The following is a 20588-nucleotide window of genomic DNA, read 5'->3' as shown; positions in this document are numbered from 1 at the left end:
TCTTCGGCAGTGCGGTCGGATTGAGCCGTCACTATACGCCTGGCGTCACCCACGCATGCTCCCTTGGCCTCAGGTGCTGCTGGGACGGCTCGCCGTATTGGCGATGTTAATCAGGTTTTGACCGCGGGCGTGTGCAGACTTGTAGCGATCCAGCTCGCTGCGCGACGCCTCGAGGAAGGTGACGGTTACAGAGTCCGCCGGCCTTACGTTGTGCCTGGTGGCCCGGATAATATTGCCCGGATTTTTTGAAACGACGAAATAGGCGAGCATAACGGCTTCCTCGTGGCTGTATGAGCTATCTTGCTGTGTGGCTCGCAAAAGGCGAAGTGAGACACGACCGATGCCTTCGCTCAGCATCTTGCAGGACCCGTTAAACACTGCTGCAAGGAAATCCACTCTTCGGGCCTAGACCCACTGGAGGATTCTTTCAAAGGATGCCTAATCACCGTTTATATCTGTACCGGTACGCCCCTGTTCAAGTGGTGTCAGGATGGCTGCGCTAACGACCAAACCCAGCCAAGCTGTTGATGCTGATTTAGGTGGTAGGTAACGATAGAGGGAAGTGATCCAAGGCTTCCTGGAGATGAGTCCACTTGGAATGAGCGGTGCGGCCAAGCATGGGTTTGGCCTTGAACAGGGCCGTCTACGATAGGAAGCGCTTTATAGGGGTCACGCCCGACGAGAGAGTCCGTCATCTTCATGCACTCCTTGGTATATAGGTCTGGACCGTTGGTACAAGTCCATGCAAGACAAAACTCTTGTTCTTTGCTGAGTTTGCCTGCGTCAGCGAGAGCTTGCTCAAGATCGGTTTGAACCTAGAGCTTGAGGTCAGCGGCGTGAGCGATTTGAAGTGTTTCAGCAAAACGATTGGCCAAATCCGCTTCCAGGTTGGTGAGCCTGAGCTGAGACCGTACCGTAAGGACCATGATTACCTCCTGTGCGTCTATTCCCAATACGGTAGTGAGTATCCCGCGACAAACCACTCTAGCGGCAGCGATAGCTGTAGGATTCAGCATGTCCGGGCAGCGCCTCCGCGGGTACGCAATCTACCAAGGATCAAATAGGAAAAACGGCGAAAATACAATGACGAGCGTTCCTGCAACTGCGATGAACAGCAGGACACCAACGTAGGCGATGTTTTTTCTCGATCTCAAGATTTTCCGTGCCACAACTCCCCGACTTCACGGACTTCACTCCTGGCTTTTCCTTAGACTGCTCATTATCTCTTTTTCCTTCCATGGCCGACCGGTGGGTCTCGCGCCTACCTTAGCAATCAGCGCCGAGATGAAGGTCACGCTAGTCGGCAGCAAAGTCGTCCGTGGATGCAGACCGAGAACTATGGACGCTGTCTTCGCGCCGGCTATGCCTTATGTGCGTTCCAGAGCGGGAGTACACGACCCTCGGTGTGGAAGTCCTGCCGCTCCAGGCCGTCCTGCTGGTTATCGACGACTTAGGCGCCAGTCGTGAAAACGACTTCGAGCGTATGAGCATCTTTGAAGTGGTGAACAAGCGCTACGATGAGATGAAGCCGACTGTCCCTCTCGGTTGCCAAGTTCGAGGAGAGCGTAGGGGAACGCGCTTCTGACCGGCTCCGCGAGGGTGGCGGCTTCGTCCTGTTCGAGTGGGAAAGCACTCGCCGAGGTGCCGCAGGAAGGCCTACTGGTTCGTTCTGTTCTCTGGCCGACCGCCGTTCGCAAAGGTCGGCGCCCAAGTAACCCTCGACGATGCGCTGACCTCGGCTCGCATCATCTGGCCGGAGGCCGACGTAGCATGATGTTCACCAAGCAAAAGATGACCGAAGCCCGCCGCCTGACCTATGACCAGGGATTCAATCGTGGCTCCGTCACGGACCCCTAGATCCAGCAGACCGAGGCTCATGTCCACTTCCGCGAGCAGGAGCTGGCCCAGTCGGTGAAGCGCGAGCGCAATGCGCCGGCACCGGCACCGGCACCACGCCGCTCGATCGGCGACCTTTTGGTCGATGGCGATGAAGGGTAAGACACTTAGCGCCGCAGAGAAGCGCTTTCATAATGCTGTGTACAGCCTGGGCTGCATCGTACGTCGGCTGGATGGGCGCCTGAACCTACTCGTGAGCATCCGCCTGCTACCGCTGCGCGCTGGCCGCCATCATGATTGAACCGGCATGCCCGGCTTGATTGCCATCCACCCTTGGAATCGCCGATTCGAGAACCGTTACGGTGCCCAAGACAAGCTGCTGCAGCACTGCTATGGGCTGCTGGCCAAAGCGGTGCTGCATGACCGCCGCCCTCATGCCCTGAGCCCCGCCGTGCTAGTCGTGCCCAAAGACCCGCCGCAACGACAGGGAAGCCATTGAGCAAAAACAACTATTCGACTCGCTCTACGTGCAGTACCCGAAAGAGTCGAAACTGATATATCACGTCCCTAAAGGCTCCAAACGATACGCCACTACGGCAAAGAAGTTGCAGGGGCAGGGCGTAACGGTCGGCATTCCGGATATCTGCATCGATCTAGCGCGCTGCGGCTATTTCGGTACGCGGATTGAGTTCAAGCTGAACCGTGTGCACAAGAGCCCTGTTTCCCCGGCGCAGCATGAGACGCTGCATCATCTGAGCGAAGCAGGTTTCTTGGCTCGGGTCTGCGTTGGCTTTGAGGATGCGCCTAGCCATCACCGCTTATTTGCGCCTGTCCAGAATCGAGGTCATCCAGTGATCACTATTCAGCACACAATCCACGACATAGCCGCCCAGATCTTGGGGCGGTCCCTAGTCGTTCTGCCAAGCCACCTCGATAAGGCGCACGTAGCTGCTCCTGATAACGCTCAGGAGCTTGTCGACGAAGTACACGCTATTGCTGCGCTTCGCATGGGTACTGCTACGGACGATGAGCTGCTCCGAAGGTACCGCGTACTGGAGGAGCAGCGCAGCCAATGCTTCGTCCGTATATCTACCGCCCAGGGTCAGCGCTCTGGTCGAGATCAGGGTGATCGGTTCCTGTCTGGGAAAGACAGCAGCACCATCGACAGAGCGGCGCAGGAAAAAAACCAGCGTGACATGTCACGCGCCCAGAGCGAGAAGGCCCTGATCACTGATGAGATCGACCGAAGGGCCAATGCGCAAGTAGCACGGCGCTGACCTCACTCGGGAGGCAAAGCCGATTTCGCGTTGCATGATAGGTCACAGGCGAGGCGTCACCAAAGGCGTCATCTACGAGCGGGCGTGCAACGCCTGTGCTGGTACCGGCTGGGTTGACTACACCCCTGGCCAGGTGCTGCCCGCAGAGGATCTGGTCTTCACCCTGAGCCACCGCCTCCTGCACTTGGAACAGCTGCTGGCCACCCTGCAGTGGATTCAGCACGACGAATCGAGCAACCGCCGCGGCCCGCATGGCACGCATTGCACCGGAGACTCACCATAAGCTACTACTGTGACACCCTGAGTGCAGTCGTCCGCTGCCTGTCCGCCCAGATCATCGACAACACCAACAAGCAGGCCTGACAGAAGCTCTATGACGCCGGCTACCTGGAAGTGCAATCTGGCAGCCGCCTTAGCCCGCAGGAGCAGCGCGACTTGGACTGCCTGCTGCACGCTCCGCTGCACCGCCAGCTATCTTCCCTGGACTGGACTGGACTGGTGGCCAAGTACAGCACGGGCAAGGCAGGCAAGGTCGATGCCATGGATTCCTGATCCCGCGCACTTAGTCACCATCGCCACGGCTGTTTGTATGGAAGGCGGTCACCGCCTGGGCGATCCCTGAGCTACGCGGGGTAGAATGGCGCCGATCCACAGACATAGTCGTCTTGCTCAGAGCATTCTACTGCATGAATATCTGGGACCCGGATGCACGCCCCGAGCAGACGTGCTGCCGGTGGTACGGTGGCATCGGTAAGCGCTGCGAGGATCTAGTGACCCAGGCGCTTAGTCGTACTAACACCGTGGTAACAGAAGAAGGGTTACTGGGTCATATTGCCGCTCGACGGTAGCGAGCGCTTGAGCAATTATTTCCCTATCTTGCCAATTTTGTGCGTAAAGAGATGCTGACGACTTTGGAGCCCGGCCACTGAGTCGGGCTTTTTTATGCCTGCTCTAAAACAAAAGCCGCACGAATGTGCGCGGCTTTTGCGTATCTGGAGGGGAAAGAGGTTACCACCGACGGTGTTACGAGCCCTGCCGGCGGCCACCAACCTGCAGGTGTAGTGTAAAAGTCGGAGAAAAACTCGTAGTGAGCTGCCTGAGTCGCTTGCTTACGGTAGTGGCGAGCAGAATTGGATTGGCGGTGGTGGCAATCATTCTATCGGCGCTGCCTTCAGTGTTCTCACCGTGCCGACTTCGAGCACGTAATCAGGGAAGCGTCTTCGTTAGGCAGATCCATGCTGATGAAGGCGAGCTGAGCTTATTCGAATCAAAATTCAAGACCGAGACTGCAACTGCTGGCCAAATGCGTGTTTCTTTCCGGGCTGCCCCGGATGAGGACGCGCAACCGGATGTGACTTTGAATGCCGCGACTCCTATCGGTGCTCGTATTCAGTGCTGCGCTCGAGTACCGTGATGTGCCCGCGGCTGTATTCGATAACGCCCTGGCGCTGCAGTTTCCCCGCGGTCTCGGTCATCTCTTCTCGACGTACGCCGAGCATGTTAGCGATCAATTCCTGGGTCATGTTCAGCTGATCGCCAGGCAGACGATCCAGCGACAATAACAGCCAACGACACAGCTGCTGGTCTATCGAATGGTGGCGGTTCTATACACCTGGCGTCACCCACGAATGCTCCCTTGGTGTCAGGTGCTGCTGGGATGGCTCGCCGTATCGGCGATGTTGATCAGGTCCTGGCCGCGTGCGTGTGCAGACTCGTAGCTAGCCAGTTCGCTGGGCAACGCCTCGAGGAAGGTGACGGTTGCGGAGTCCGCTGGCCTGACGTCGCGCCTGGTGACCCGAATGATGTTTCCCGAACTTTTTGAAACGACGAAGTAAGCAAGCATAACGGCTTCCTCATGGGTGTATGAGCGATGTTGCTGTGTAGTGCCCTTCTGGGAGTTCGCGAGGCAGGTCGCCGTGCTTTTGTTCGTAGACCAGACCAGCCGCTCGTTCAGATGGCCCTGTCCCAGTCGTGAATATCAGGGATATCCTTGCATGATGCGGCTTTTCGCCGGTCCTGCGTCGTCAAGTCCTGTCCCTCTGTCTCGCGCGCTGCTGCGAAGGGCTCGGAGCGCTCTGGCATTGCGCAGCTCTAGTTGTCCGGCCAGCGCACATCGACCTGATGCTCCAGGCCATCGTCGATCAAATCGATGCTGTCGCCTTGCACCATCGTGCCGTCCATTTGAATGGTCGGCCGGGGCAGGTCACCGCGGGAAAGCGCAATGCGGTAGAGGGTGGTGCCGAACCGGTACTCCATGCTGAAGGTCGCCCACTCTGCCGGCAGCACCGGGCGGATGCGCAACTGGCTGCCGCTGCGTTGCACGCCGAGGAGCGACTCGACGATCAGCCGATACATCCAGCCGGCCGAGCCGGTGTACCAGCTCCAACCGCCCCGTCCTTCGTGGGGCGGCATGCCATAGACATCGGCAGCCACGACATAGGGCTCGACCTTGTAGATGGCGGTGGCATCTTTCCCGTGGCCGACTGGATTGATCATCCGCAGTAGCTCCCATGCCCGGCCACTGTCTCCCAACTCGGCAAACGCCATGCCCGCCCACACCGCCGCATGGGTGTACTGCCCACCGTTCTCGCGAACACCGGGTACATAGCCCTTGATGTAGCCAGGATCGAGTACACCCTGGTCGAAGGGCGGATCAAGCAGCTGCACTAAGCCGAGATCACGACGCATGAGGTGCTGCTCCAGAGACGCCATGGCCGCGCGTTGGCGCGGCTCCGACGCCGCGCCTGACAGCACCGACCAGCTCTGGGCGATGGAGTCGATGCGGCATTCATCATTGCTGGCCGAGCCCAGAGGCCTGCCATCATCGAAGTAGGCGCGGCGATACCAGTCTCCGTCCCACGCGTGCGCATCGAGGCTGAGGCGCAACGTCTCGGCCTCTTCTTTGCAGCGCTTGGCAAAGGCGGCATCGTCATGGAGCAGGGCGGTTGTGGCGAAGCGGCGGAGCACGTCGTAGCCAAAGAAACCGAGCCAGACGCTTTCACCCTTGCCCCCTTCGCCGACGCGATTCATGCCATCGTTCCAGTCGCCGTCACCCATCAGCGGCAAGCCGTGAGCGCCACGCGCCAAGCTATGCTCGATAGCCCTCACGCAATGCTGGTACAGCGTCTCTCGTAAAGGGGAGCGGGTCGGCAGGTCGTAATAGGACTGTTCACCATTGTTCAGCGCGCGTCCTTCCAGGTAACCCACGCTTTCCAAGAGGACACTGGCATCACCTGTGACCTTGACGTAGCGGCTGGTCGCCCAGGCCAGCCAGAGATAGTCGTCGGAGCAGCGGGTACGCACACCCCGATCCAGGGGCGGGTGCCACCAATGCTGCACGTCGCCTTCGATAAATTGATGGGCAGCACACAGCAGCAGGTGCTGGCGAACCGCGGCCGGGTCGGCGTGCAGCATAGCCATGCTGTCCTGCAACTGATCGCGGAAACCGAACGCCCCGCCGGATTGGTAATAGCCACTGCGGGCCCAGAAGCGGCAGGCGATCACCTGATACATCAGCCAGCCATTGACCAGTACGTCCACGGCCGGCTCCGGCGTAGTGATCTGCAGCTTGCCCAGCGTGTCGTGCCAGTGCTCGCGGACGCATTGCAATTCCGCTTCTGCAGTGACGTTGCCCCGCATGCGTAGCACCAGATGCGATGCCGAGGTGGCATCCTGCGCCGCGCCGAGCCGGAAGGTGACGCTGCGCTTCTCGCCAGGAGCCAGTTGCATATCCACCCGTAGGGCAGCGCAAGGATCGAGCCCTGGGCCGCTGCGCCCGGACAGGTGGGGCTGAGCCATCGCTGCCGGCGCCGCGAGATGTCCGTTGCGGCCGATGAAGTCACAGCGGCCGGCGGTACTGCTGGCGATCGGCATATCGACATCGAAGAAGGCCACCCGGCCTGGGAACTCGATGGAGTAGCTGTTGCGTGCCAGGAGCGCGCCGCTGTTCGGGTCGGCCTCGCTGACCACGTGCATGCAGGATTTCTCGCGAAGGTCTCCGAGGACCCAGGCCACGTAGCCGGTGATCGACAGTCGCCGGGGTCGATCTGAAGTGTTATGGATTTTCAGGTGTGAGAACTTGACCGGATCCTGTAACGATACGTAGACCCACAGTTCGCTGCGAATACCGTCTTCTTCGTGTTCGAACACGCTATAGCCAAAGCCGTGCCGGGTCACGTAGGTACCCTTGCCAGGGCGGGGCAAGGGCGTGGGCGACCAGTAGTGGCCGCTGTCTTCGTCGCGTAGGTAGAAGGTCTCGTCGCCTGGGTCGCTGACCGGATCATTGCGCCATGGGGTCAGGCGGAATTCGTGGGCATTTTCATACCAGGTGTAGGCGTTGCCACTTTCCGATATCACGCTGCCGAAGTTGGGGTTTGCCAGCACGTTCACCCAAGGCGCTGGCGTGCGCTGTCCAGCATGCGAGTGAATGACGTATTCCTTGCCATCGGCGCTGAAGCCGCCATGGGGGTTGCCGAGGATCAGGGACGCACCGTCCAGCGGAGTCGCAGCCGTCGGAACGACGCTGGGCAATAGCTTGGCATCGAAAGCCGGTAGCCTCGGTTCCGCGCGGCGCCGGTGGACCTGTTCGGCGAGACTGCCGCGCTCGTCGCTGAGCACCAGGTGAGCGACCGCCAGCATCAGCACACGATCCTCATGGGAGAGCTGTTGCGCCGGCCGGACGAAGATGCCACCTGGCCGATCGATCAAGTGCGCCTCGCTGCCCGAGGTGACCAGCTCCATGATCGAATCCTGCAGTTCCTGACGATAACCCGCTTGGTCTTCGTTCCAGATCACCAAGTCGACACTGAGCCCTTTGTGTCGCCAGTAGGCGTGAGCCTGCACCAGCTTGCGCACCAGATCGATATGGATAGCCGTGGAAATCTGCAGCAGCACTATGGGTCGGTCGCCCGAGATCGCCTGGCCCCAGAGGCCGCTTTGATTGCGCTGATTGGCCGCGAGGATATTCGGTGCGGCCCGCAGTGAGGGATTGGTATAGATGATGGACGCAGCCATCTGCTCGAACAACCGCGCCTCGGCGTGGGAGGTGTTGAGCTGGCGCAGCAGCACCTGGCTGTGGGTCCAGCTCAGGTCGAAGACGCGATCAGCGAGGCGGCGGTCGCGGTATTTGTTGATCAGCTGGAGGCAACCCTCACGGTTGTCGCTCACGCCGGTCACCAGATCGATGGTGGCGATCTGGCCTGGATCGAAGGTGATCCGGCAGCGGATGGCCACGATGGGATCGATCACCGCGCCGGCGGTACCGGAAAGCGCCTCGGCATCCATGGCGGCAGGGTGCGTCAAATTGCGCCCACGACCGATGAAGCGGGCTCGATCGGTTTCGTAGGAGATCGCCGCGATGTCCGCATTGTGGACCGCCAGCAGGTGACACAACCACGGCACCTTTTCATCACTGGAGCGTGGCCGCCGGCTACACAGGATGGCCTGCAGCGGGGTGAGCAGTTCGCTTTGCACGAATAGCTTGCTGAAGGCCGGGTGCAAGGCGTCGCTCAAGGCGGGGGCCAGGACCACTTCCGCGTAGCTGGTAAGCTCCAGGGTTCGGCGCCGTCCACTGCGATTGCTGATGTGCAGGCGCCGTAACTCGATGTCGTCTTCCGGCGAAACGACAATTTCGGTATGGACATCGAAATCACGTTCGCGGACCCGAAACTCGGCCCTGGCATCGGTGAAGATTGCCTCGAAGCCCTCCGTCCTGCGTAAGGTGGGCTGGTGCGCCGAGGACCAGAAATCGCCGCTGTCCACATCGCGGAGGTAACAGAAGGTGCCGGTGTCGTCGCAGGTGATGTCTTCCTGCCAACGCGTGACGGCCAGGTTGTCGCGACGGCTGTAGCCGCCGCCGGCATTACTGATCATCACATGGTAGCGGCCGTTGGAAAGCAACTGCACGGCCGGGTGCCGCCGGCAAGGATCGGTGTAGACCCGCAGCTTGTTTTCACTGGCGCGGGAGACCTGGCCTTCCAGCGCGGCATTGGCGGTGTGCAGGTACTGCGCGGCACTTCTAGGCGCCCGCTCCTGCAGCAGCAGGGACGTGGCCTGGAACTGCGGATTGGCTTCGAAGCGACGCTGCATGGGCCGCTGGCGCAAGACATGGGTCAGTGACAGCAGGCTCATGCCCTGGTGGTGCGCCATGAACGACTGGATGAGTCCGGCGTGCTGCCCTGGAGGGAGGCGGGCGCTGGTGAAGTCGATGGCTTCATACAGGCCATAGCGGCCAGCCATGCCCATGCCGGCCAGGCGTTGGAGATTCTTGCATGCGGCTTCTGGCGCCACCATCAGCGCCAGAACCGAGGCATAGGGTGCCATCACCAGGTCTTCGCCCAGCCCGCGCTTGAGACCGAGCCCGGGCACGCCGAAGGCCCGGTACTGGTAGTTGAGTTGCGCGTCCAGGGTGCTGTAGCCGGACTCGGATACGCCCCATGGCAGGCCCAGTTGCTGGCCGTATTCGATCTGTCTCGCCACGGCCGCGCGGCAGGTCTGGTCGAGCAGGGTGCCGGCATAGGTGGGCATGACCAGCATCGGCATCAGGTACTCGAACATCGAGCCGGTCCAGGACAGCAACACGGGATTGCCGCCGTTGCTCGTCAGCAGCCGGCCGAGGGTGAACCAACTTTCCTGTGGCAGTTGGCCCTGCGCGATGGTCAGGAAACTGGTCAGACGTGCTTCCGATGCCAGGAGATCGTAGTAGCCGCCGTCCAGGCGTTGTTCCTCGACGTTGTAGCCAATGGTCAGCAGCTCGCGTTGCGGGTTGTAGAGAAAGGTGAAGTCCATGTCGGCCAGGTCGGCAGTGATATCCGCCAGGCGCAGCGCGGTGCCGATGCGCTCCTTGGCCTGGGCGATCACCGCCCGTACCCGAGGCTGTTCGTCGATGGCCCACCGTGTGACATCCAGCTGCGCCAGCTCATGCCAGCTGGCCGATGCCAGGGGGGATCCAGGGAGGGTGAGGCTGGCCACCTCGCTATGGAGATCCTGGCATTGCGCGAACAGCGCCTGGCGCCAGTAGTCGGCTTCGGGAGCCGCTTCCAGCACGGGTTTCAGAGCCTCGGCCCAAACGATGAGGCGCTGCAGGACGCTACTGATCTCGTTCAGACCCTCAAGCGTATGGGCGGCCGCCAATTCGTTGTACGCACCGGCGAGCAACTGCTCATCCAGTTCTCTCGCCTGTACTGCCTCTCGCAGCACGGCAAGGCAGTCCGCCAGGCCACTGCACCAGTCAACGCTGAGCAGTGGCGCGTGCGGCAATTCATAAAGCCCGGAGCGCAGCGTCAGTAGCAGGCCAGCCAGATTGCCGCTGTCCACCGTGGACACGTAGCGCGGCGGCAACGGTTGCAGGGTCTGGGTGTCGTACCAGTTGTAGAAGTGGCAGCGATGACGCTCCAGCCGCGACATGCTGGCCAGTGTCTTATCCAATCGTGTGAGCAGTCGGCCCCCGCTCAGGTAGGCGAAGTCATGGGCCGCCAGGTGGGAGAGCAGCGCCATGCCCATGTTGGTCGGCGAGGTTCGGTGGGCGGTCACCGCCGTTGGCTGCTCCTGAATGTTGTCCGGAGGCAGCCAGTTATCGCCAGGGCCCACGTGATCGTCGAAGAAGGCCCAGGTCTTGCGCGTCAGGCCGCGCAGGAATTGCTGCTCCGCGGGAGAAGGCGTGAACACCGATGGGCCACTTGGCTGGCTCACCCGATAGGCGACGGCCGGTGCCAGCAGCCAGGCCAGCAGGAAAGGCGCGGCGATTGCCGATACCCAGGGGGCGTCACCCAGCAGCAAGACGGCAGCCACGACGATGGCCAGCAGGGGCGCCACCCACATCAGCCGATACAGGCCCGGCAGGTCGTTGCGGCTGCTACGCTCCACTTCGCGGGACGAATTCCATTGCAGGAGATGGCGGCGACTGATGGTCAGGCGCCACAGCGTGCGGCCGATGGCGTCCAGGCTGCTGAAGGCTTCGAACGGTAGCCACACCAGGCTCAGCAGCGCACGCGTGATCTGCTGGATGGCACTGCGAAGGACCACCTTCAGGTGCTGACCGAGCTGGATGTCCGGGGCTTTGTGCGGCAGCTCCAGCAAGGCGCTGATCAGGGGGTGGGTGATCACCAGCAGCAATACGCCAAGGCTCCACGCCAGTGCGTGAGCGCTGGCAAACCAACCCCATAGCAATACCCCGAGAAAGGCGGCTGGCTCCAGGCTACGACGCAGGTTGTCGATGATCTTCCAGTAGGCCAGGTGCGTCAGGCGATTCGGCTCCAGGCTACCGTCGGATTTCGGTGTCCAGGGCATCAGCCACGGCAGTAACTGCCAGTCTCCGCGTATCCAGCGATGACGGCGTTTGGCGTCGGCGCTGTAGCGCGCCGGATGCTCTTCATAGAGTTGTACATCACTGATGAGGCCGGAGTGGGCATAACAGCCCTCGATCAGGTCGTGGCTGAGAATACGGTTTTCGGGAAAGCGGTCCTGGAGGGCATGTTCGAAGGCATCCACGGCATAGATCCCTTTGCCGATGAAGGAGCCGTTGCCGAACAAGTCCTGGTAGACGTCGGAGACGGAGCGTGTGTAGGGGTCCACGCCAGCGTCGCTGCCGAACAGCTGAGCGTACGTGGAGCGAGCGATGCTCGGCAGGCTGATGCCGACACGAGGTTGCAGAATCGCGTAGCCGCTCGTGATGCGTTTCTGGCGCCCATCGAAGCGCGGTTGGTTGAGGGGGTGGCAGATCGCACCCAGGAGCTGCCGCGCCACCTCGCGCGGCAGTTGGGTGTCGGTATCCAATGTGATGACGTAGCTGATCCTCGGTAGAGCAGAGAGGTTGCCGACGACCAGGGAGAAGCGCCCAGCGCCATGCCCGCGTAGCAGCGCATTGAGGTCCGCTATCTTGCCGCGCTTGCGCTCGTGGCCTATCCAGCGCTGTTCGGTGGGATTCCAGCGCCGCGGGCGATGCAGCAGGAAGAACCGTGCCGCGCCGGTTTCCGGGTACTTCAGGTTCAGGGCTTCGACCGCCTGGCTCGCGTAGTGCAGTATCGACGCGTCACTCTCGAGGACTTCGCTCTGGGCATCCATGAAATCGGTGAGCAAGGCGAAGTGCAGGTTGGCGTCCCGATTGGCGAGAAAGCGTACCTCCATGCCATCGATCAGTTCTTCCATGTCCTGAACGCTACCGATCAGCGTTGGCACCACGACCAGCGTGCGTGCCTCGGGGGGAATGCCGGCGCTTAGATCCAGGCGGGGCAGAATGTCCGGCAGCAGCGTCAGGGTCACCAGGCGGTTGACGAGCGCGATGGCCAGCTGGCTGGTCATTACCACGATCGGCCCGCCAAGCAGCAGTATCGTCCAGAGGCCCCATCCGTCCGCTCTCGACCAGGTGAAGAAAGGCCAGGCCAACAGCACGCTGAGCGCCATGACGGGCACGACAAAGAACGCCATGGGCGCGCCGCGCAGTATCCTGCGACAGCGCTCCATCAGGGAGCGCCGGGCACCCAGCTGTATTTCCAGGGTGGCCAGCCCCGCGCCTACCAGGTAGAAACCGACGTGCCTCTGCACTGGATCCTGTTCGGCTGCGGCGTCGCAGAGCCCGATGGCCGCCTGCGCGATGTCGATCTCGGAATGCGAGCAGCTGCGCGCCAGGCGCTCGATGGCGTGGCGGTAGTGATCGCGAGTGGCGAAATCCATGCGGCGGTAGATGTCAGCCGGGTCCTTGGCCAGCGCTTGTTCGACGCCGCTCATGCGCTCGACGAACTCGCGCCAGTCCACCGCCGATAGCAGCCGCAAGCTGTTGATGCTGTTGCTGATCGACACCTGCTCCGTGGCCTGCAGTTGGCCATCGAGATGAATAAGGCGTTCGACACTTTGGCCGGACTCCGCCAGGGCCTGTTCGACCCAGGTCATCGGCAGAACCAGTGAGGTACTCTGGCCCTGCAAACGTCGCGAGAGCTCCGCAACGAAGGCGCTGGTCATCGGCGGCGCAGAGCGTGCGAGATCGGCTACCAGCAGCACGACGCTCTTGGCGTCGTGCTCCGCCGTCGAAATGAAACGGTCGGCCCAGTTATCGGCGAGGTTGCGATCGGTCCAGCTGGCCATTACCTGCGACGCGACACGTCGAAGATTTTCGATCAACGCTAGGCGCAACATGATGGGAATGGCCCACAGCTCGCCCAGGGTCAGGGGCGTCACCGTTTGATAAGCGGTGACGAAACAACTCAGATTCTCGCTGTCGACGCGGCCGTCGCCATGGGAAATGGTCTCCAGCGCGATGTCATACACCCGCGGAAAGGTGCGCGAGGGGCCGTCTTCCAGACCGGGCAGCTCACGGCAGTAGCCTTTGGGCAGGTGTTTCTGGGCGGTGCGTATCTGCTCTTCGACCAGATAGAAATTGTCGAGTAGCCAGGCGGCCGCTGGCGTGGCGCGTTGACTGGACAGCGCGGCCACTGCCATCGCCTGGCCACTGCTGGCTAGTACGGCGGCATTCTCGGCAAGGCGATGAAGCAGGGCGTCCGAGGTGGTATGGGTACTCAGCTGATGTTGTCGGGCGAGATGAGCGCCGTGGGCCGCCATTTGCTCCAAACTGAACAGTTCTGCGCGTAAGGCTGGCTCATACTGGAAGGTGCGCGGTGCGGAATGCCACAGCCGTTGGATTGCTCGAAGCCATTGCCTAGCCATGTTTTCCTTAGCATTCAACGCGAAACTTAGACAACGACGCGGAGATGCCTTTCACGCTATTGCCGCGGGTACGACACCTTGAGGTGGTACCCATTCAGTGTGGAAGTCTGGATGGGCGGCGTCTGTCTGCTGGCACACATAGCGCTGGGCCCTGATGGCGGTTTGTGAGGTACGGCGCACACTGTCAGTTGGACGACCTCTTAGGAGTCGCCATTGCCAGTGGCTGGGTGGGGCTTCTTCGCGCTGCTGGCCGTTAGCTGCATTCCGTCAACGGCAGCGTTGAGTCGAGAGCTGTCATTGGCTGATTCCGGTTTTGGTAATTTCAGGATTTCGGAAACCGACATCCGATTTAGGAGAGGTGTCGCAGCGCGCTGGAGATTCTGGCGGCCGTAATGGTGTTCCTGCTGTTCAAGGACTTCAGGGTCAGCGAAAGCGCCTAGTCTGTGAAAACCATAGGCAAGCCCTGGGGCTTGGGTGTCAGGTGGCTCTGACGGATGCAACTCGTGAACATCCCCGCCGCCTGCTTCCAGCCCTTGAGGCCGCTCGCTGACGTCCTCCAGCCGACCCGCCATCACCTGTAGTAGCCCGTCTCGCATTTCGATGGCGCCATCCACGCGCAGCTGTGACGCCAACCGTTCACGTTGTTGGCGGTCCGCCAGGATTCGCCATACCACCCCATTGACGATTTCGTACCGCAGCAGGGGAAGCAGGTGCGCTGAGCGTTGGTGCGAGCGATGTCGTCCTGGCCGAGACCGGATCAAGGCTGCCCTCGGCATCCCCGGAGGATCGGGGCGGAGCCCGCGAGGTCAGGCGTCCGGGGCAGCCCCGGAAAAGCGCGGCTAGGCCTCGGAGCGTTGCTGCTGTTAGTTTGCCTTTTCTACGACCGTGGACGCGAAGACAATGACAGACCGCCAGTTGATCATCCCCGACAGCATGAAAGGGCTTGTCGAACGTGCGGGTTATGTACCGGCCGTGAAGGTCGGCAAGACGCTCTATTGCGCAGGGCAGGTGGGCCGTACGCCGGAGCTGGAGGTTATCCTGGATCCCGAGCAGCAATTCCGGGCGGCCTGGGACAATCTTCGCATTGTCTTGGCAGCGGGTGGCTGTACGTTCGAGGACGTCGTGGAGTTGACGACTTTCCACGTCGACCTGCATAGGCACATGCCGGTCTTCAGGCGCGTGAAGGATGCGGTCTTTCCCAGAGCGATGTGCGCCTGGACCTGCATTGGCGTCGCCGAACTGGCCCGTGCCGGACTCCTCGCGGAAATCAAGTGCATCGCCGTGCAGCGATAGGCCCTGCCGCACTCGGCTGTTCGGCCTGATGGCGCTGCCTGTGCAGGGCCTCGCTCAGCTCGGTAACTGCCTTGGGGAGTCGGAGCATTCGGCTGCTCAGCCAGGTGTTCGGGGTTCTGGCTGCCGTGAAGGCGCAACGGCCGCTTCGCCAGAGCGTTCTTTCCTGTCTCCCGCGTGGTATCGCCGGCAGAATGTCGGCTGCGCCTTGTCCGGGTTGCGGAAACAGCTGAAGGGCTGCAGCGCTCAGGATCGGATAGTCAGGTGAGCGGTCCTTCATTCGCCTCCGCGAACCCTGGAGGCGATCGTTCCAACCCATTCAGGAAGCACTGTGATGAATAAAGATGGCAGCGAAACCTCGGCGGGCTATCTCTTGCTGGGCTACGTCGATGCCCGCCTGTTGGCGCTGTACCGGGCCGGGGTAGTGCCCAGGCTCGAACTCGCGCGTACCCCGGCTGCGCTGACCGCTACGGGGCAGGCCGCCGAAGCGGCGGTCCCGCTGTATATCCAGCAGGGCGCTGCGCACGACGTCCTGCCCGGGTCGGGCACGAGCGAGTCCGCTCAGCCGGTTGAAGCGGATGAACCAGGGTCTTTCCCCGCGCAGGACAGCCTGGCCCGCCCTGTGGCGGAGGATGCCGAATGGCATTCCTTCAATGCACTTGAACAACAACTGGAGCTGCCGGACGAGGGCGCGGAGGACTACTCCCTGGAAGAGCGGCTCGAAGCCACCCGCCTGGCGTTGGCGGCGCTCGAAGCGGGGGAGGAGGTCAGCGTTCCGCTGCTCAGGCAGGCACCTGAGAAATAGTGGCAATTAGCCATATATAGGGCTAAGGTTAATAGCCTTAACCTCAGACTGTGTCATCCTAAGTACCTTCTCCGCCGTTTCTTGCACTATGACCGCCTCACGAAGACCTCCTCGCGGTGCAGGCCGCACGGCCAAGCCTGATTCCCTCCGCGCTGCTCATGAGCAGATCACACGCAACAGCGGGACCCTCGCCGATATCGCCGATCTGATCGAGATGGAAGGCAAGGCCAGGCCAGGACGTCAGCCGCCCGGGCAGCCCACCCGCGCCCGGTCCGAAGCCGCCAACTCGGCAGAGACGTCCAAGGCAAAAGTTGCAGGGGATAACAGCGGCGGCCGTTTCCTGGTGCAGCCCGTGTTCGGGATACCGCTGGTGGCGCTGCTGGTCTGCGCCCTGATCCTGGGCGCTGCGGTAGGGGTACCGCTAGGCGTGGTCACCTATGGAAGCGCGCTCTGCACGGCGGTGCTGGATAGCCTGGCGATCTTCTAGACGAACCGTAGGCAGGGCATCGCTGCCGGCCCCCGGCAGGGCGCCGGAAGTCGTTTAGCGCTAGGCGTCAGGCTTCCAGCGACGCCGTGAGCTGGAATTCCTGACCGCTAGGAGCCGCCGCGGGTCTGCCCAGCAGATACCCCTGGGCGAGCCGGACGCCCAGCTGCTGCAGCTGCGCCAGTTGTTCAGGGGTTTCCACGCCTTCGCAGAGCACCTCGAGTTTCATCGCCTTGCCCAGCAGCAACAGGGAGGTCAGGACCTGGCCACGCTGTTCCTCGTCCTCGATCGCCAGGATCCGGCGATCGAGCTTGATCAGCTGGAAGGGCAGTTCGAGGATGGGGCCGAGGCCGGCAAAGCCGCTGCCGAAGTCGTCCAGGGCCATGCGGATGCCCAGCAGCTGGAGCAGGGCGAAGGACTGGCGGGTCTTGGTATCTATGACCAATTCCACCCCTTCGGTGACCTCCAGGACCAGGCGGTTGGGCGCCAGGCGCGAGAGCCTGAGGGCCGCGGATACCCGCTCATGCAGGATGGGATCGGCGAATTGCAGCGGCGACAGGTTGATGGAGATGCTCAGGTGTGGAGGCCACTGACTGGCCACGAGACAGGCCTCCTTCACCACCCACTCGCCCAGGGCGATGATGAAATTGCCCTGTTCCGCGAGCGGGATGAAAACCTCTGGCGAGACCATGCCCAGGGTCGGATGCTGCCAGCGCAGCAGCGCTTCGTAACCCGTTACCTGCCGGGGCTCGACGCGATAGATGGGTTGGTAGTGCAGCAGGAATTCGTTGCTCGCGAGTCCCTTGCGGACATCCTCCGGGGTGAGCAGCGCGGCATGGTCGAGCGGTGCGCCCAGGATGGCATCGACGCCCCCTTCGAAGACCTGGTCCCGGCCCTCGCGCTTGGCGCGATAGAGCGCGCGGTCGGCACAGTCCAGCAGGTCGTCGGCGCTGCTCAGACCGGCCAGGCCACTGCGGGCGATGCCGATGCTGACGGTGACCCGGGTCTTGTCGTCCTGACGCCCCTGGTGCGGGATCTGCAGGTCGCGAACGCGTTCCAGGATGGCCTCCGCCACGTCCAGCGCCTCGGCCGGGCCGACCCGGTCCAGGAGGACGACGAACTCCTCGCCACCATAGCGACCGATCCTGTCACCCGGGCCCAGCCCGACCGCCAGGGCCTTGGCCACGGAGCGCAGGCAGTCATCTCCGGCGAGGTGGCCGTAGTAGTCGTTGTAGCGCTTGAAGTGATCCACGTCGATCAGCAGCACGGCGCCTTGCTCTCCGGCCAGGCGACGTTGCCAGAAGGCTTCGAGGAGCGGGCGGAGCTGACGACGATTGGCCAGCCCGGTGAGGGAGTCGGTTTCCGAAAGGATCTGCAGATCCTGATTGGCCGAATTGAGAGACGCCAGGCGGACTTCTTCGCGCAGCTTGTAGAGGTAGGAGCGGCGCCCTTCGACGTTGAGCCAGTAACTGGCCAATAGCGAAAAGAACGCCATCACGATGGCGTTGGTCATCATCAGCCCGCCGACGATCGGTGACACCGGCGCTTCATGGACGGCAAGGGCGATCACCGACAGGGCGAAGCCGTTGAACAGCAGGGCCGGCAGCAGCGGACTCTTCATGCAGGTGTTGACGAAGGCCAGCATCAGCGGCCAGGTGAAGATGAACAGTGTCTGATTCATCTCCCCGCCCGGTGGGCCGTTGATCACCATGTTGTAGACCACCACCAGGCCGACATAGAACGGCAGCGAGGCCAGGGTTTCGCGCCAACGTGTCGGCACCACCTGCAGCAGCACCACGACCAGCAGCGCGAAGGGGGTGGCGATCCCCAGCATCTGGGCGGCCGCCCAGGGCAGGGCGTCTTGCAGCAGGAGCCACCACCAGATCAGAAAGCTGTCGTAGCTCAGGGTGCCGATCAGCAGGCAGCGAGTGAGGTGCCGCGTGCGCTGCTTGTGGATATCCAGCTGAAACAGGCGCTCCAGCACCGAGACGAAGGCAAAGGGCCCGACCGGCACAGCAAGCGTCTGATCGACAAGCCGACCCAGCTCTGGTGAGGTTTTCATGCGTGACCTGGACTGACAGAAGAGATATCAATGTGCGATAAGTGACATTGATAATATCAATATGATGGCACCTGGTGACTGGCCGCTGGCGCAAGGATTCAGCCGAAATGACCGGCGGTTGAGTTGGAGAACCTGACGGTGCGAGCTCTTGCCGCAGGCTGCTGCGGCAAGAGCTCGGGCTGTTGTCAGACCTGGAAGCGGCGGGTCATTTCCTGCAGCCGGACACCGATGCGCGCCAGCTCCGTGCTCGAGGAGGCGGTCTCCTCGCTGGCGGCGGCAGTCTGCTCGGAGATGTCGCGGACGTTGGTCACGCTGCGGCTGATTTCTTCACCCGCCGTGCCCTGCTGCTCCGCGGCGCAGGCGATCTGCTCGTTCATCGACTCGATGTCCTTGACCGAGCGGGTGATGCGCTTGAGCAGCTCGCCCGCTTCGCGCGACAGGCCGACGCTGCTGTCGGTCACCTGCACGTTATGATCGAGCACCGCCGCCATGCGGTCGGTGCTCTGGTGCAGACCGGTGATGAGCTGGGCGATCTCGTCCGTCGAGGAGCGGGTGCGCTGCGCCAGGCCGCGGACCTCGTCGGCGACCACGGCGAAGCCGCGTCCCGCCTCGCCGGCGCGGGCGGCTTCGATGGCGGCATTGAGCGCCAGCAGATTGGTCTGCTCGGAAACCGCCTTGATCACGTCGAGCACGCCACCGATGCTGTCGGCATGATCGCGCAGGGCGGCCATGGCGATCTTGGTCGACGCCATTTCGCCGGCCAGCAGTTCGATCTGGGCGACGGCCTTGTTGACGGCCCGGTCTCCCTGCTGGGCCTGCTGACTGGCCTCCAGCGCCGAGCGCGCGGCGGCCCCGGCGTTGCGCGCCACTTCGTGGGTGGTCGCCGTCATTTCCTGCATCGCGGTGGCGATCTGATCGGTCTCGACCTTCTGGGATTGCACCCCGGCACTGGTCTGCTCGGTCACCGCCGACAGCTGCTCGGCGGCACTGGCGACCTGGACGACGCCATCCTTCACTTCGCCGATGAGTCCGCGGAGGTTGGTGGTCATCTGCTGCATGCTGATCTGCAGCGCGCCCAGTTCATCCTTGCGGGTCACCTCCAGCTGACGGGTGAAGTCGCCGTTGGCGACCGTCTGTGCCAGGAGAACGGTGTCCTTCAGCGGGCGGACGATGGAGCGGGTGATCAGCCAGGCGCCCAGGAGGCCCAGAGCGATCGCGATGGTCAGCCACACCAGCAGCAGCTGGCGTGCACCGCTCACATCCGTCAGCTGGAATTCCTTCTGGATCGCGGTGAGCTTGTCGGCGACCGACAGCAGCGTGGTGATGGTGGTAGTGATACCGGCCTGACCCTGGTCCACCTGGGCCTGGGTGGTGATCAGCTGTTGCAGGCGCTGCTGGTAGCCGTCGAGTTCGCTGCCAAGCTTCTGCAACGCCTCGGTCGGCAGGGTGCTGGTCGTAGCGAGTTGTTTGACCTTTGCCTGGATACCGTCTAGGGCGCCATGGGCAGCGGCCTCGTTGTCCTTGGTGGGCGTGGTGGCATAGCTACGCAGGGCAATGCGCATCCGCTGCAGGTCGATGAAGAGGGCCGCTACCTGCTGACGGTCTTCGACTCGCCCTTCCTGGGCATTGGCCGCCGTGGCCAGGGCCAGCAGATAGGTGTTGGCCGCTTCCGCCGTGGCGGTCGCCGCCTGCTGGACGGTCGCACGCTCCCGCGTGGCCGTCACTACCTGGGTGTAGAAGTCCCGATAGCGCTTGAGTGCGGCCCGGGCTTCGCTCAGCAAGGCCTCGTTGGCGTTCGAGTTGAAGTTGGGGATGATGCTCTGCAACTGGGCTTCGAGCTTGTCGAGCGCGGCCAGCCATTTGGCCGCCTGGGCCTCGTCGGCCTTGACGATGTAGACGAGTCGCTCGATGCGCATATCGCGCGCCAGGGTGCTGAATCCGGAGATGTCGCCGATTCTTTCGCTCCGATCGCGCAGGGCGTCGGTAGCCTGCCATCCGGTGTAGGCCACCAGCAGGATCATGCCGATGAGCAGGGAGAAGCCGAGTGCCAGCTTGGCCCGGACGCTGATGTTGCTGAGGAAATTCCAGCCATTGTGCTGCATGTGGACTACCTGGAGAGGAGGGCCGGGTGGAAGCACCTCAGCCGGATTAACGGTGATTTGTTATCGCGATAGCTTT

General features: G+C 62.3%; 9 protein-coding genes and 1 pseudogene. 4 read left to right on the top strand and 6 right to left on the bottom strand.

The genetic code is table 11. The features are described 5' to 3' along the window. Positions 1-69: 69 nt before the first annotated feature. Entirely contained in the window at positions 70-270 is a 201-nt protein-coding gene (locus tag AABM56_RS14940; protein WP_133861205.1) for a hypothetical protein, read from the bottom strand. 2093 nt (positions 271-2363) lie between these two features. Between AABM56_RS14940 and AABM56_RS14935 the strand changes: the two genes are divergently transcribed. Next, entirely contained in the window at positions 2364-3113 is a 750-nt protein-coding gene (locus AABM56_RS14935; protein ID WP_166655897.1) for a VRR-NUC domain-containing protein, read from the top strand. 1397 nt (positions 3114-4510) lie between these two features. Here AABM56_RS14935 and AABM56_RS14930 read toward each other — a convergent pair. The 3 genes and pseudogenes from AABM56_RS14930 to AABM56_RS14920 form a co-directional block, all read right to left on the bottom strand. Next, a pseudogene (locus tag AABM56_RS14930) lies at positions 4511-4717 on the bottom strand (Crp/Fnr family transcriptional regulator); the annotation flags it as partial. A gap of 38 nt (positions 4718-4755) precedes the next feature. Then, positions 4756-4956 (bottom strand): hypothetical protein, encoded by a 201-nt coding sequence (locus AABM56_RS14925; RefSeq protein ID WP_133861203.1) that lies wholly within the window; start codon positions 4954-4956, stop codon positions 4756-4758. 248 nt (positions 4957-5204) lie between these two features. Further along, entirely contained in the window at positions 5205-13769 is an 8565-nt protein-coding gene (locus AABM56_RS14920) for a glycoside hydrolase family 94 protein (RefSeq protein ID WP_263258910.1), read from the bottom strand. 900 nt (positions 13770-14669) lie between these two features. On the opposite strand from AABM56_RS14920, the gene AABM56_RS14915 reads away from it, so the two are divergent. The 3 genes from AABM56_RS14915 (at position 14670) to AABM56_RS14905 (ending at position 16351) form a co-directional block, all read left to right on the top strand. Further along, positions 14670-15062: a RidA family protein gene (locus AABM56_RS14915; protein WP_133861201.1), complete on the top strand. Its 393-nt coding sequence runs from the start codon at positions 14670-14672 to the stop codon at positions 15060-15062. A gap of 331 nt (positions 15063-15393) precedes the next feature. Then, entirely contained in the window at positions 15394-15864 is a 471-nt protein-coding gene (locus tag AABM56_RS14910; protein ID WP_133861200.1) for a hypothetical protein, read from the top strand. Between the two features lie 352 nt (positions 15865-16216). Continuing rightward, positions 16217-16351, top strand: a complete 135-nt coding sequence (locus tag AABM56_RS14905; RefSeq protein WP_263258912.1) for a hypothetical protein — start codon at positions 16217-16219, stop codon at positions 16349-16351. A 67-nt stretch (positions 16352-16418) separates the two neighbouring features. Here AABM56_RS14905 and AABM56_RS14900 read toward each other — a convergent pair whose 3' ends face one another. Together AABM56_RS14900 and AABM56_RS14895 are read right to left on the bottom strand one after the other, a co-directional pair. Continuing rightward, positions 16419-18410, bottom strand: coding sequence for a bifunctional diguanylate cyclase/phosphodiesterase (locus AABM56_RS14900; protein WP_133861198.1), 1992 nt, complete (start codon positions 18408-18410; stop codon positions 16419-16421). Between the two features lie 185 nt (positions 18411-18595). Next, positions 18596-20512, bottom strand: a complete 1917-nt coding sequence (locus tag AABM56_RS14895; RefSeq protein WP_347883442.1) for a methyl-accepting chemotaxis protein — start codon at positions 20510-20512, stop codon at positions 18596-18598. Positions 20513-20588 lie beyond the last annotated feature (76 nt).

The sequence above is a fragment of the Pseudomonas aestiva genome, from assembly GCF_039908605.1.
In the GTDB taxonomy this organism is placed as follows: Bacteria; Pseudomonadota; Gammaproteobacteria; order Pseudomonadales; family Pseudomonadaceae; genus Chryseomonas; species Chryseomonas aestiva.
Note: the sequence above shows the minus strand (reverse complement) of the source record. Positions and strands in the feature narration are given on the sequence as shown.

Bases quoted from the DNA above. Each gene is read 5' to 3' on its own strand.
- AABM56_RS14940 (WP_133861205.1), bottom strand. From the start codon at position 270: ATGCTCGCCTATTTCGTCGTTTCAAAAAATCCGGGCAATATTATCCGG.
- AABM56_RS14925 (WP_133861203.1), bottom strand. From the start codon at position 4,956: ATGCTTGCTTACTTCGTCGTTTCAAAAAGTTCGGGAAACATCATTCGG.
- AABM56_RS14920 (WP_263258910.1), bottom strand. From the start codon at position 13,769: ATGGCTAGGCAATGGCTTCGAGCAATCCAACGGCTGTGGCATTCCGCA.
- AABM56_RS14915 (WP_133861201.1), top strand. From the start codon at position 14,670: ATGACAGACCGCCAGTTGATCATCCCCGACAGCATGAAAGGGCTTGTC.
- AABM56_RS14910 (WP_133861200.1), top strand. From the start codon at position 15,394: ATGAATAAAGATGGCAGCGAAACCTCGGCGGGCTATCTCTTGCTGGGC.
- AABM56_RS14900 (WP_133861198.1), bottom strand. From the start codon at position 18,410: ATGAAAACCTCACCAGAGCTGGGTCGGCTTGTCGATCAGACGCTTGCT.
- AABM56_RS14895 (WP_347883442.1), bottom strand. From the start codon at position 20,512: ATGCAGCACAATGGCTGGAATTTCCTCAGCAACATCAGCGTCCGGGCC.